13 protein-coding genes are annotated in these 13,261 nt (G+C 61.8%); 3 read left to right on the plus strand and 10 right to left on the minus strand.

From position 1 onward, the window contains the following. Genes L6D82_RS21065 through L6D82_RS21090 form a run of 6 tightly spaced genes read right to left on the minus strand, consistent with a single transcriptional unit; the run spans position 1 to position 6,720 of the window. Positions 1-1,332, minus strand: a complete 1,332-nt coding sequence (locus L6D82_RS21065; protein WP_236191444.1) for a DUF58 domain-containing protein — start codon at positions 1,330-1,332, stop codon at positions 1-3. Continuing rightward, positions 1,329-2,330: an AAA family ATPase gene (locus L6D82_RS21070; RefSeq protein WP_102687239.1), complete on the minus strand. Its 1,002-nt coding sequence runs from the start codon at positions 2,328-2,330 to the stop codon at positions 1,329-1,331. The genes L6D82_RS21065 and L6D82_RS21070 overlap by 4 nt, the downstream gene beginning before the upstream one ends. Continuing rightward, complete coding sequence (locus L6D82_RS21075; protein ID WP_102687240.1) at positions 2,327-3,493, minus strand: DUF4350 domain-containing protein; 1,167 nt, start codon at positions 3,491-3,493, stop codon at positions 2,327-2,329. The genes L6D82_RS21070 and L6D82_RS21075 overlap by 4 nt, the downstream gene beginning before the upstream one ends. Continuing rightward, the gene (locus L6D82_RS21080; protein ID WP_236191445.1) at positions 3,490-5,034 is read right to left on the minus strand and encodes a DUF4129 domain-containing protein; all 1,545 of its coding nucleotides are present in this window, start codon (positions 5,032-5,034) and stop codon (positions 3,490-3,492) included. The genes L6D82_RS21075 and L6D82_RS21080 overlap by 4 nt, the downstream gene beginning before the upstream one ends. Next, positions 5,021-5,998 (minus strand): stage II sporulation protein M, encoded by a 978-nt coding sequence (locus L6D82_RS21085; protein ID WP_236191446.1) that lies wholly within the window; start codon positions 5,996-5,998, stop codon positions 5,021-5,023. The genes L6D82_RS21080 and L6D82_RS21085 overlap by 14 nt, the downstream gene beginning before the upstream one ends. Continuing rightward, on the minus strand, positions 5,995-6,720 hold the full coding sequence (locus tag L6D82_RS21090; RefSeq protein ID WP_236191448.1) for an RDD family protein: 726 nt from the start codon (positions 6,718-6,720) through the stop codon (positions 5,995-5,997). Before L6D82_RS21090 ends, L6D82_RS21085 begins: the two co-directional genes overlap by 4 nt. A 180-nt stretch (positions 6,721-6,900) precedes the next feature. Here L6D82_RS21090 and sbcB point away from each other — a divergent pair, with 180 nt between their 5' ends. Further along, on the plus strand, positions 6,901-8,331 hold the full coding sequence (sbcB, locus tag L6D82_RS21095; RefSeq protein WP_102687244.1) for an exodeoxyribonuclease I: 1,431 nt from the start codon (positions 6,901-6,903) through the stop codon (positions 8,329-8,331). A 101-nt stretch (positions 8,332-8,432) separates the two neighbouring features. Here sbcB and mvaT read toward each other — a convergent pair whose 3' ends face one another. Then, positions 8,433-8,810 carry a histone-like nucleoid-structuring protein MvaT gene (gene mvaT / locus L6D82_RS21100; protein ID WP_007951234.1) on the minus strand — a complete coding sequence of 126 codons (378 nt, stop codon included), beginning with the start codon at positions 8,808-8,810 and terminating at the stop codon, positions 8,433-8,435. A gap of 339 nt (positions 8,811-9,149) precedes the next feature. Here mvaT and purU point away from each other — a divergent pair, with 339 nt between their 5' ends. Continuing rightward, positions 9,150-9,998, plus strand: a complete 849-nt coding sequence (purU, locus tag L6D82_RS21105) for a formyltetrahydrofolate deformylase (protein WP_011335666.1) — start codon at positions 9,150-9,152, stop codon at positions 9,996-9,998. Between the two features lie 133 nt (positions 9,999-10,131). After that, a complete protein-coding gene (locus L6D82_RS21110) occupies positions 10,132-10,308 on the plus strand; it encodes a hypothetical protein (protein ID WP_165369538.1) in 177 nt (58 codons plus the stop codon). On the opposite strand, the gene L6D82_RS21115 is transcribed toward L6D82_RS21110, so the two are convergent. Genes L6D82_RS21115 through L6D82_RS21125 form a run of 3 tightly spaced genes read right to left on the minus strand, consistent with a single transcriptional unit; the run spans position 10,292 to position 13,168 of the window. After that, complete coding sequence (locus L6D82_RS21115; RefSeq protein ID WP_085745217.1) at positions 10,292-11,290, minus strand: glucosaminyl phosphatidylglycerol flippase; 999 nt, start codon at positions 11,288-11,290, stop codon at positions 10,292-10,294. The genes L6D82_RS21110 and L6D82_RS21115 overlap by 17 nt on opposite strands. Then, complete coding sequence (locus tag L6D82_RS21120) at positions 11,287-12,063, minus strand: N-acetylglucosaminyl phosphatidylglycerol deacetylase (protein ID WP_102717261.1); 777 nt, start codon at positions 12,061-12,063, stop codon at positions 11,287-11,289. Before L6D82_RS21120 ends, L6D82_RS21115 begins: the two co-directional genes overlap by 4 nt. Beyond that, positions 12,056-13,168, minus strand: a complete 1,113-nt coding sequence (locus L6D82_RS21125) for an N-acetylglucosaminyl phosphatidylglycerol synthase (RefSeq protein WP_085745215.1) — start codon at positions 13,166-13,168, stop codon at positions 12,056-12,058. The genes L6D82_RS21120 and L6D82_RS21125 overlap by 8 nt, the downstream gene beginning before the upstream one ends. Positions 13,169-13,261: the final 93 nt, after the last annotated feature.

Genomic DNA, 13,261 nt, shown 5'->3' on the forward strand with positions numbered 1-13,261 from the left:
TCACAAGGCCTCGCCTTTTTTCCAGGCCAGATATCGGGCCACCAACTCGGCGCCCAGTTCGGTGGGCCGGGCATTGATGATCGGTACTCCATGAGTCCTCAACTGCTCATGGAGTCTTGCCGTGCCGTTCAAGTAATCCACCGTTGCACAATAGGCCAGCGCTTCCGTCAGCGATTGAACCGGAGTCAGCCGCACGTCTTCGAGCCTTTCTTCGTACAGGCTGGCGATGAGTACGCGGTGTTGCCTGCCCAGTTGTGTCATGGCAGTCAGCAGCTCTTCATCAACCTCATCCCGCACATTAGTCACCAACACCACCAGCGCCCGACGCTTCTGCCTGGCCAACAACTGATCCACCGCCGCCGGATAATCCGCCGAACGTCGCGTGCTATCCAGATCATAAACACCGTTGAGCAACACCTTGAGCTGCCCCGTACCTTTGACCGGTGCAATAAACCGAGGCTGATCGCTGGCGAAGGTGGACAAGCCCACCGCATCCCCCTGCCGCAGCGCCACATAACTCAACAGCAGACACGCATTCAACGCATGATCGAAATGCGACAGCTCGCCGTCCTGACTGCGCATCTGTCGCCCGCAGTCGAGCATAAAAATGATCTGTTGATCCCGTTCGTCTTCGTATTCCCGGGCAATCGGTGTGCGGTGGCGGGCGGTGGCTTTCCAGTCGATCTGGCGCAGGCTGTCGCCTTCGCGAAATTCTCGCAGTTGATGGAATTCCATCCCTTGGCCACGGCGTTGGCGCTGGCGTACGCCGAGCTGGCTGAGCCAGTTGTTGACCGCCAGCAATTGGCCGCCGTAGAGACGGGCGAAGTCGGGGTAGACGCGGGTGTGGTCGGTGATGTTCAGCAGGCGTTTGCCGGACCACAGGCCGAAGGGGCTCGGCAAGTTGAGTTCGCAGGTTTCGAAAGTGAAGTGGCCACGTTTGAGTGGGCGCAGGCGGTAGCCGATCAGGCTGCGCTGGCCGGGTTGCAGCTCGGTGGAGAGCGGCAGGTTTTCATGGCTGAGGCCGTCGGGTACGTGGTCGAAGAGTTGAATGGCCAGTGGTGGGTCGAGGTCGTGTTCGACTTCCAGCCGGATTTCGCTCCAGCGACCGAGGGCCAGGCTGCCGGGCATCTGTCGTTGCACGCGGGGCGAGGGCAGGCGCTTGAGGCGCAGCGCGTCCAGCAGGCTCAGCGCAAACAGCGCCAGCAACAATCCCCAGTTGATCGACAGCAGGCTCGATGGCACCTCGACGTCCAGCGCCTGCAACGCGCCCAGCACAATGCCGATGACCAGCAGGGTCGCCAGCCAGATCAACAGCAGGCGCGAGGGTTTCACAGGCGCGGCGCCGGTACTTGGTCGAGCAGTTGCTGAAGGACTTGATCGACTTGCAGCCCTTCGATGTCCAGCTCCGGCGCAAGGCGTACGCGATGGCGCAACACCGCCAGTGCGCAGCCCTTGATGTCGTCGGGAATCACGAATTCACCGCCGCGCAACAGGGCTCGGGCGCGGGCGCAGCGCACCAGTGCAATGGAGGCACGTGGCCCGGCGCCGAGGGTCAGCCCCGGCCAGGTGCGGGTGCTGCGGGCGAGGCGCACGGCGTAATCGAGTACCTGCTCGTCCAGCGGCAGATCGCTGGCGATGCGTTGCAGGGCTTGCACATCCTTGGCCTGCAACACGGTGCGCAGCGGTTGCACGTCGAGCATATCGGCGCGGGTCGAGCGGCTGACCTGACGCACCATGTCCAGCTCCTGATCGGCGTCGGGATAGTCCATGCGCACCTTGAGCATGAAACGGTCGAGTTCGGCCTCCGGCAGCGGGTAAGTGCCTTCCTGTTCGATCGGGTTCTGCGTGGCGAGCACCATGAATGGCTGGGCAATCGGCAGGGCCCGGCCTTCGAGGGTGACCTGACGTTCCTGCATCGCTTCGAGCAGGGCGGCTTGCGTCTTGGCCGGGGCGCGGTTGATCTCGTCGGCCAGCAGCAGGTTGGTGAACAACGGGCCTTTACGCAGTTTGAACTGCTCGGTCTGCAGGTCGTAGACCGCGTGGCCGGTGACGTCGCTGGGCATCAGATCCGGGGTGAACTGGATACGTGCAAACTCGCCGCCGAAGCACTTCGCGAGGGCGCGTACCAACAGGGTTTTGCCGAGGCCGGGAACGCCTTCGAGCAGCACGTGACCGCCGGCGATCAGCGCGGTCAGCACGTCGTCGATCACCGGGTTCTGGCCGATCAGCGCCTTCTGCAATTCACCGCGCACCGCTTGCGCCAACTGGCTCGCGCGCTGGCGTTGCTGGGCCGCGTGGCCGGGCGAGCCGGGTTCGATGTGTTCGGTCATAGCGTGTTCCTCAAGGCTTGCAGGTGGGCGACCTGACGGCAGAATTCGGCGCTGGACATACGCCGCTTCGGTGCCGGGCTCAGGGCCTGGCTGATGGCACGGGTCGGCTGGCGGGTCAGGCGCGACAGCACCAGCCATTGTTCGGCGACGTTCAGTTGGTCGAAACCGGGATGACGATGGCGGGCGCGGCGCAGGACGTCCTGCTGCAACGCTTGCAGCAAGGTCTGTTGACCGTTGTGACGCAGGATGAAATCGGCACTGGCGCGCAGGTGTTCCATCAACTGCCGGCGACCACTCGGAGCCGGCGCTTGCAACGGTCCGTGACGCACGCCGACATGCCACAGCCACAGGCCGATCAGCGCCAACAGGGCGACGATGGCTTGCGGGAAATAGCGCCAGAGCAGGGTCAACAGACCGTCGTGTTCGGTGTTGTACAACAAGGTCACGGCGGTGTCGGCGCTGAGGTACCAGAGCAGCCAGGCATTGTCGTGCTGTGCAATCGCCGGGGTTTTCCACAGGTCGGCATCGGTGACCACGGTGATCGTGCCGAGGCCGAAAGCCAGTTGCATCATGTGCGTGGCTTTCGCGCTGTTGGCCCAGGCCTGGGCGAGGTTTTTCGGGTCGTCGAGGTGGAACGCGGTGTCGAACCCGGCATAGGCGGGCGCGTCTTCGTCTTCCAGATAGAGCTTGGTCAGGTTGGGGTAAGGATCTTCGGCGGCATCCGGTGGCGTGCCCTTGAGATCCTTGGTGAAGGATTGATGCAGTTGCACGCGGTCGAGCAGCAGGTCGTTGCTCTGTCCGGTCTTCTCATCCCAGATCGATTCGGCGACGAACACCAGCCTTCCGCCGGCCCGGGCCCAGTTCAGAACCTGATCGACCTGGCGCGGGGTCATTTTCGAGCGGTCGTTGAACATCAGCAGCGTGTGCTGGCGCGGGTCGATGTCGGGCAACACGGCGAGGCTTTCGGCATGACTGACGTCGATTCCGCGTTCACGCAGAAACATCTCCGCCGCCAGATAGGGATTGGCTTGTGCGGCGGGGGACGGGCCGTGATCGACCTCGGCCTGGTAAGGCGTGGCTTTGAGGTACAGATAAATGCCCAGCGCACCGAGCAGGGCGACGATCAGCGCGCCACCCAAAAGCCAGAGCGTGCGCCGGCTCAACGGGCAACTCCGTGGCCGAACAGGGTGCGCCAGCCATCACACAATTCCTGTTGCAGATGCGCCGCCGGTACGCGGTGCCCGTAGGCCATGTTCTGCCAGTGGCCGGTGAGATGACGGCTATAAGTGAGCAGGTCCGGTCGCTGCAATTGTTCGATCCGGGCCAGCACTTCGTTTTCGGTGTCGGCGGGTTTGAGGGTCAGGTTGAAGTCGTGCAATAGATGACTGAGCAGTGCCCGGTACAGCAGACCCAGTGCCGCACGCGGTTCGGTTTGCCAGAGTTGCTCCGCGTGGCTGGCGATGTCATCGGGCAGGCTTTCCTTTTGCAGATCCAGACCGAAGGCCTGTTGCGGCAAGGGCCTTTTGATCTGTTCGGGCAGGCGCGGACGGCGGCCGACGAACGCTTGCAGAAAATCCCGATAACGCCAGACCAGCCAGCCAAGCCCGGCGATAACTGCGCCCCACAGCACGACTTCGATCGCCTTGGCCAGACCGTCGAGGTGTCGGCCGTCCAGCCAGTCGAGCAGAGTTTTCAACCATTGCGGTGCCTCGCCTTCCTTGGGTTTTTGGGCAGTAGCGGGATCTTCGCCGAAGCGATAACGGGTGACGGTTTCCTTGTTCTTGAACGGCGGTTGTTCGAGCAAGGCCTTGATGCTGTTGCGGGACGCCTCGCTGGTCAAAGGCTGGTTCAAGAGGCGCGGTGCATCCGGAGCAGTGGCGGGGTCGGCAGCCCAGGCTGAGGGCAACACCGGCAACAGCAGACACGCCACCAGCAGCAAGCCGATCACGCTGCTGTTCAAACGCTGGCGCAAGCGGCGGAACACCAGTTCGATGTCCCAGGCTTCGAGGACGGTGCGGCGGTTCAGATACAGGCTGAACCCGCAGGCGACATACACCGGCTCCCAGATCACCAGGATCAGCGCATAGAACGCATTGGTCAGATGCTCCAGCCAGCGCCATTCGTAGTCGGCCGCGAAGATCAGGCTTTGCCAGTCCCAATCGGTTTCGACCTGTTGCGGCAGAAGCAGGTAGAACAACACCATCAGGCCGATCCACAGTGCCGTTTCCAGATGCACGCCGATGATCGTCAGCCACTGCGCGGCGCCGGCATTGCGTTGCAACAGCACTTGTAAACGCTGCTGGCGGGCGGTGCCGTCGAGGCCTTCGAGTTGCAGCACGGGTAGCAGGAAGCTGCGGCTCAGGCTGAAGCGGCGCCAGGTCAGGCTGGCGAGGAGTTGCGGCTTTAGCAGGCGCGGCCATTGGCGCAAGGCCTGTTTCAAGGTGGGTGTTTCGCCGAACAGTGCCTTGGACAGGATGTACAGCGGCAAGCGTTCGTAGGCCGGTTTCAGCCACCAGAAGATGAACACGGCGAGTGACGGCGAATCCCAAAACAACAGGCTGAGCACCGCGAAAAGCGGCAGGGTGACGATGGCCCAACTGGTCATCAGCAGGCGCCGGTGCTGCTGGCTCATGAGCACGCCCAGATCCATGCTTTCCCAGGTGGTGCGCGGACGGATCGCCACGGTCGCATCACTCAGGCGCATGACGGGTCCTTCCGGCGAATAGCAGATAGAGCGCCACGCAGAGCCAGAGCCCGGCGCCGACCAGGTATTTGGTCTGCGGCGAAACCCCGGTGCGCGACGACCAGTAGGCTTCGATAAACGCGGCGATCAACAGAAACAGCATCACGCCACTGATCAGCAGGATGCTCTGGCGCGCCGCAATCTGCAGGGCTTCGATTCGTGTCAGGCGTCCCGGCGCGATCAACGCCCAGCCCAGTTTCAGTCCTGCCGCACCGGCCAGGGCGATGGCGCTGAGTTCGAAAGCACCGTGCCCGATCACGAACGACCAGAAGGTCTGGCCGAAGCCGATCTCGCTGAGATGGCCGGCCACCGCGCCGATGATCAGCCCGTTGTAGAACAGGAAAAACGCACTGCCCACCCCCAGCAGCAAACCGCTGGCGAAGGTCTGAAAGGCGATGCCGATGTTGTGCATGATGTAGTAACCGAACATCACCCAGTCTTCGCTCGCCGCACGCTCGGCCGAACGCCCGAGATGGCCGGCGGCGGGGTCGTACATGCTCTGCATCTCGCGCACCTGATCGGCGGGGATCAGGTTGTAGACCAGCTCCGGAAACAGGAATACCAGCAAACCGAAACCGGCCAGGCTGCCGAAGAACAGCAGGGCGGCGGCCAGCACGAAGCGCCATTCGGCGCGCACCAGCCGTGGAAATCCGGCCAGGATGAAACCCAGCACGTTAGCGCCGAGCTGACTGCGATGCCGATAAAGCTGTTGATGGCCGCGCAGCACTTGCTGTTGCAAGGAGTCGACCAGAAAACTGCTGTAGCCACGTTCCTGCGCCAGCGCCAGATGCTGGCAGAGTCGGCGATAAGCCTTGGGAAATTCCGCTACCTGCGAAGTGTCCTTGCCGCGTTCCAGACGTTCGAGGGCGAGGATGAAACGCTCCCATTCGGCCTTGTGGCGGGATTCGAAAAGGCTTTGCTTCATGTCGGACCCAACAGGCCGCGCGCGATGCCGTTGAGTTCGCCGACGGCTTTCGGCGCACTGATATGCAGTGGCTGAGCGAGCAATGCAGCAAGTTCGTTGACCCGCGCCGTCGACAGTTCACCCTGGCGTTCGGCGAAAGCGAGCAAGGCGCGTTGTTCAGTCAGGGTCAGCGGGATCGGAGAGCGGCGGGGTTCGGCATCGGGCAATTGCGGACGCTTGAGCGGGCGTTCGCTGTAGATCACCAGCGTGCCGGCAGCGATGTCGCCGAGGCGTTTGAAGGTCGGGTGTTGCAGACAACTGATCGCACCGAGGAAATAGCCGAAAGGCATCAGGTCGACAAAACGCAGCAGGTTGCGCAACAGCGAGGCTGACCAGCCGACCGGCGTGCCGTCGTCGTGCACCACCCGCAGGCCCATCCATTGTTTACCCGGCGAGCGGCCCTGACGCAGCACCTCGAACAACACCATGTACCACCAGCTCACCACGAACAGCAGCAGTGAGCCCAGGCCGATACCGAGTTTGCCGAGCAACGCCAGCACCATGAGCAGCAGGCCCAAAATCAGCCCGCGCAACCCCAGATCGAGGGTGAACGCCACAGCACGCACCATCAGGCCGGCGGGACGCAGCGGCAGGTCGATGCCTTCCGGCGTTTCGACCTGGTGCCGCGTGTCCAGTGGTGGGGCCAGCGGTGCTTTCCTTGGCGGTGCTGTGGTCTCGAGCATGGGCTACCTGATGTTGCCGGATCGGGATGCAAGTGCGTTCGATGCTAGCAGTCTCTCGGGGGGGAACGACATAACTATGTCATACACATCGTTCAACCAAAGGTGACTGAATGATGCGGCGCTGGCCGCGACCGCAGTCGAACGCCTAGACTTTGCCGATCTTCAGTTCAGGAACCGCCCGTGACTTCCATTTTCTGGTACGACTACGAAACCACCGGCATCAATCCCCGATGCGACCGCCCGTTGCAGGTGGCCGGGATCCGCACCGACCACGAACTCAACGAAATCGACGCGCCGGTCAATCTCTACTGCCAGCCCAGCGAAGACATCCTTCCGCACCCGGCGGCATGCGCGATCACTGGCATCACCCCGAGCCGCCTCGCCGAACAGGGCTTGAGCGAAGCCGATTTCATGACCCGGGTTCACGCCCAGCTCGCGGCTCCCGGCACCTGCGGCGCGGGTTACAACACCCTGCGCTTCGACGACGAGATGACCCGCTACAGCCTGTACCGCAACTTTTTCGATCCCTATGCCCGTGAATGGCAGGGCGGCAACAGTCGCTGGGACCTGATCGATGTCGTGCGCGCCGCCTATGCGTTGCGCCCGGATGGTCTGGTCTGGCCGACCGATGACGAAGGCAAGGTGACGCTCAAGCTCGAGCGCTTGACCGCCGCCAACAACATCGATCACGGCAATGCGCACGAAGCCTTGTCGGACGTGCGCGCCACCATCGCCCTGGCCCGGTTGATCCGCGAGAAGCAGCCGAAGTTGTATGACTGGCTGTTCCAGTTGCGCAGCAAACAGAAGGTCATGGACCAGATTCGATTGTTGCAACCGATGGTGCACATCTCCGGTCGTTTCTCCGCTGCGCGCAGTTATGTCGGCGTGGTGCTGCCACTGGCCTGGCATCCGCGCAACAAGAATGCGCTGATTGTCTGTGATCTGCATCTGGACCCGCAGGGCCTGCTCGACCTGGATGCCGAAACATTGCGCCAGCGCCTGTATACCCGGCGTGACGATCTGGCCGAAGGCGAGTTGCCGGTGCCGCTCAAGCTGATTCACATCAACAAGTGCCCGGTGGTGGCTCCGTTGTCGGTGCTGAGGGCTGAAGATCAGCAGCGTCTGGGTCTGGACATGGCGTTGTATCAGGCGCGTGCATTGCGACTAAGTGACGCACAACAAGTTTGGAAAGATAAAGTCTCGGCGATTTATGCCAGCGAAGATTTCACCTCGAGTGAAGATCCCGAACAACAGTTGTACGACGGATTTATCGGTGATCGCGATCGTCGTTTATGTGAGCAAGTGAGGACGACCGATCCTGCTCAATTGGCGCGAGAGCAATGGCCGTTCGATGATGAACGTTTGCCTGAATTGTTGTTTCGATATCGAGCACGTAACTTTCCCGATACGTTGAATTTCGAAGAGCAAGAACGCTGGAAAATCTTTTGCCGGCAACGCTTGTCCGCGCCGGAGTGGGGCGCCCCTAATACCTTGCAATCTTTTGCCGAGGCCATGGAGCAATGGCTGCTTAGTGCTGCGCCGATGCAGGCCGAGGTGTTGGTTGAATGGCAGAACTATGTCCAGGCATTGCGCAAACGTTTGGATCTTTGAAATCGAACATGTCCGGCGCTTGAATGCCGGGCATAAAAAAACGCCAGCATTCGCTGGCGTTTTTTTGTGTCACAGAAGCGCTCTGCGACAAGGGTTGCGGCTTAGCCCAGCAGGGTAGCCCAGCCTTCAACCACGTCACCGCCCCACTTGGCTTTCCACTCTTTCAGAGTTTTGTGGTTGCCACCTTTGGTTTCGATGACTTCGCCGTTGTGCGGGTTTTTGTATTGTTTAACTTTGCGAGCACGCTTGGTGCCGGTAGTTTTGGCTGCGCCGCCACGTGGTGCTTTGGTTTTGGACTCTGGATCCAGCAGCGCGATGATGTCGCGCAGGGATTTGGAATATTCGCCCATCAGTGTGCGCAGTTTGCCTTCGAATTCCAGCTCGGCTTGCAGTTTGTCGTCTTGCGACAGGTTCTTCAAACGGGCTTGCAGCTCTTTGATAGCTTCTTCGGTGGCGCGATATTCGTTGATCAAGGACATGATTACTACCTTATGTGGGAGTGCGCGATGGCAGGGGACAGTGCGGCAATAATAGTCAGGCTGTTTCATCAAGTAAACATTTAACCGGGGTTTTTATTTGAATTAGTTACGTTGAAAAGCCGTGAATTGAATGTTCAGTTAAATAATGTGATGGAGTCTTCACAGATATTCACACAAGCCTGTTCATGCATGGCTATTACTGCGCCATCATTCTGGCGTTTGAGGGCGTCAAAAAAGCTGCGGCGGCCTGCCGTGAGGCTTCGAGGGTCATCAATACTGCAGTTTTTCCGCGCAGTCGCTAGAATGGCCGCCTTTGCGAAGTTCTGGAGTTTCCCCCTCATGCGCACTTTTCGGCTGGTGATTTCTTGCCCGGACCGCGTTGGCATCGTTGCCAAAGTCAGTAACTTTCTGGCGGCCCACAATGGCTGGATCACCGAAGCGAGCCACCACTCGGATAACCAGGTCGGCTGGTTCTTCATGCGTCACGAAATCCGTGCCGATTCCCTGCCTTTCGGTATCGAGGTGTTGCGCGAGAAGTTTGCACCGATCGCCGAAGAGTTCTCGATGGACTGGCGCATCACCGACACCGAGCAGAAAAAACGCGTGGTGCTGATGGCCAGCCGCGAATCCCACTGCCTGGCTGACCTGCTGCACCGCTGGCACAGCGACGAACTGGATTGCGAGATTTCCTGCGTGATTTCCAACCACGACGACCTGCGCAGCATGGTCGAGTGGCACGGCATTCCTTATTACCACGTGCCGGTCAATCCGCAGGACAAGCAACCGGCCTTCGACGAAGTGTCGCGCCTGGTCAAGCAGCACGATGCCGAAGTGGTGGTGCTGGCGCGCTATATGCAGATCCTGCCGCCGGACATGTGCCGCGAATACGCGCATAAGGTCATCAACATTCACCACAGCTTCCTGCCGTCGTTCGTCGGTGCCAAGCCGTACCACCAGGCTTCGATGCGCGGCGTGAAGCTGATCGGTGCGACCTGCCACTACGTGACCGAAGAGCTGGACGCCGGACCGATCATCGAGCAGGACGTGGTGCGTGTCAGCCACAGCGACAGCATCGAAGACATGGTGCGTTTCGGCCGTGACGTCGAGAAGATGGTGCTGGCCCGTGGTCTGCGTTATCACCTGGAAGACCGCGTGCTGGTGCACGGCAACAAGACCGTGGTGTTCTGATTCAGGATCGTTCCCACGCTCTGCGTGGGAATGCCTCTTCAGACGCTCCGCGTCTGCTTTGGGACGCAGGGCGTCCCGGGCTGCGTTCCCACGCAGAGCGTGGGAACGATCCACGGACCTTGAGGACATACCGATGAGCGATCCACTGGACAAAGCCACTTCCAAGGCGCCCGCCACGCTCGGCGAGGGCTGCCTCAGCCGCTATGACCCGGATGACCTGAGCCCGGAGGACGGCACGGAGTTTCCCGGCGCTGCCGAACTGTGGGAACAACTCAAGGACGAAGACGATAACCTCAAGAAGCCTGTCTGACGCTCAGCAGCTTTTTCAGCAACGGCCGTCCCAGCATCAGTAGAAACACCGGGCCACCGACCAGCAGATAGAAGTAATACGTCACCACCCGCCAGATCAGGATCGCCGCCGCCGCGGTCGATTTGCCGACCATCGGCGCCAACAGCGCCGCCGAGGTCAATTCCGCTGCACCGGCACCGCCCGGCAACAGGCTGAATTGCCCCGCACCCAGCGAAAGCATCTGGATCAGAAACGTCCAGGCCCACTGCACATCCGTCCCCAGCCCGCGCAACGCCAGATACAGCACGCTATAGCGCAGCGACCAATGCACGCAGGTCAGGACGAACACCTTGATCAATGTCTGCCACGGTAATTTCAGCGCATCGGTGAAAGCGGCAAGAAAGTGCAGCAACTGCCGTGCCCAGCGCCGTCGGGTACGCGGTTCGACGTTCATCCCGGCCAGCAGGCGCCCGCTCAGGCGAATCAAGCGACGGTGATAACGCGCGACCAGCACGCAACTGAACAGGCCGCCGGTCAACGACAGGGCACTGACGATCAGCAGCCATTCCATACGGTCGCTGAGATGCTGGAACAGCGCGTAGATCAGAATTCCGCTCAGGGCGCAGAGAAAGAACAGCAGATCGCTCAACTGATCCATCGCAAACACGGCGCTGCCCCGGGCCGGACGCACGCCGCTGCGCGCCAGCAGCGCCATGATCGTCAACGGTCCTCCGCTGCCGCCGGGTGTGGCGCACCAGGCAAATTCGGCGGCCATCACCACCCCGAGGCTTTTGAGGGGTGTGACCCGGTCACGCTGATCGCCGAGCAACAGCCGCAGGCGCAAGGTGTTGATGCCCCAGCACAGCAGAACCATGGCGAACATGATCAACAGCCAGCGCAGCGGAAACGCCTGCAGGCGCCCCCAGGTCTCGCCGCCCCCGAGCAGGACGGGCACCGCCACGGCCACCAGCAGGCCGATCAGCAACAGAATGCCGCGACTCAAGCGGCACGCTCGGCTTGAGTGCGCTGGCGCGTCAGCCAGTCGATTTTGGTCATGGGCACACGTCCGTCCGCGAGCAGTCGTTCAAGGGTGCGCCACCAGTAATCCCGGCAAAAGCGGTGGCGCATGTCCACCGGGTGCAAGCCTAGACGAATCACTGGCGCCTGGCGCCAGCGCTGCTCTCGCTGTTCGCTGATGACCTTCGACATGCCGCGACGCCAGGCGCTGCGTGCGCTCCAGACCAGTCCCGGGGCCTCGACCGCGGTGAAATCCGGCAAGTGATAAAGATGCTGCGGATCGCTGGTGTAGCGCAGCGGCAATTCGCGCAATGCCTGGCGCGTGCCGTCGCTCATCAGCCAGGCCGGGGCGACGAAACCGTGCAGCGGCCAGTCGTGGCGCCGAAACAGATCGATGCCCGGGCGCAGGCGGGCGAGGGCGGCTTCCCGGGACAACTGGTAGAACTCGCCTTCATGGGTGTAGACCCGGCGCATGAACCAGTCGCGCGCCGTGCGCGGGCCGGGCTCGGTGTCTTCATGAAAATGGCCGTGCAGGGCCAGTTCATCGCCGCGTGCGACGCGCTCGTCGAGCCTTCGACAGAACGCTGGATGGGCTTCAAGTGCATCGCGTCGATGGAAATCCGGAACCACCAGCCACGTCATCGGGACGTTGCCCAACCGGTCAACGGCTTCGACGAACGCTCGATAATCGGCCCACGTGGAGGGCGCCACGTCATGCAGCACCAGCATTACCGCCGGGCGCTCGTGAAATTCAGCCATTGGCCACCCGAGGAACCGAATCGCCGAGTACCGCGTGGTAATGGCTCAGCAGGCTGTCGACCACCGTGTCCCAGGCGTAATGCCGTTCGACATGTTGGCGTGCCTGCTGGCCGAGTACGCCAGTCCCGCGACTGAACAGTTCGCGCACGGCATTGGCCATGGCTTGCGCACTGTTCGGCGCGCAGAGCAGGCCGCAGGATTCGCTGACGATTTCTTCGAACGCTCCGGCCGCCACCGCCACCACCGGAATGCCGCAGGCCATGGCCTCCAGAATCACCAGACCGAAGGTTTCCTGATCGCCGGCGTGGATCAGCGCGTCGGCACTGGCCATCAGCCGTGCGACCTGCGCGGCCGGGCAGAACCGGTCGATCACGCTGACATTGTCCGGGACGGAAGCCGGCATCGACGAGCCGACCAGCAACAGGTGATAACGCGGGCCCAGGCGTTTCATGCAATCGAGCAGCACCGGCAGGTTTTTCTCCTTGGAACCGCGACCGGCGAAGATCAGCAGGCGCGTGTCCTCGGCGATCCCCAGTTCGCTGCGCAACCCGGCGTCGCGGGCATCCGGGTGGAAGGTGTGCAGATCAACGCCCAGCGGTTGCACGAAGACGTTGCGCACGCCCAACCCGCTGAGCTTGTCGGCCATCACCTGGCTGGGTGCCAGCACCCGGTCGAAATTGCCGTACAACTTGCGCACATACGCGTCGACATTCGGCGTGACCCAGTGGCCCATGCGGTTGCCCACCAGCAGCGGCAGATCCGAGTGATAGAAGCCGATCACTGGCACATCGAGTTGTCGACGCGCATCGAGCGCAGCCCATGCGGTGAGGTACGGATCACCAACTTCGATCAGATCAGGCTGCAGATCCTGCAGGACGTTTCGCCAAGGAGCCAGGCGCAGGGGAAAGCGATAGCCCTTGCCGAAGGGCAGGGCGGGGGCGGGAACCGTGTAGACGCCATCGCGTTCGCCCAAGTGCGCGCCGGGAATCAGCAGGCTGTGGCGGATGCCGGGCTTGACTCCCAGCCGGCGGTGCTTGGCATCCAGATAGGTGCGCACGCCACCGCTGGCCGGGGCGTAGAACATGGTGATGTCGGCGATATGCACGGTGAACGTCCCTCCGCGTTGATCTCCCTTGGTTGACCTTTATCAAGAATAGATGTTCGGTCGGGGTTTCGCGGTGGGGGCGGCAGGGGGATT

Source organism: Pseudomonas paraglycinae, assembly GCF_021601625.1.
Lineage (GTDB): Bacteria > Pseudomonadota > Gammaproteobacteria > Pseudomonadales > Pseudomonadaceae > Aquipseudomonas > Aquipseudomonas paraglycinae.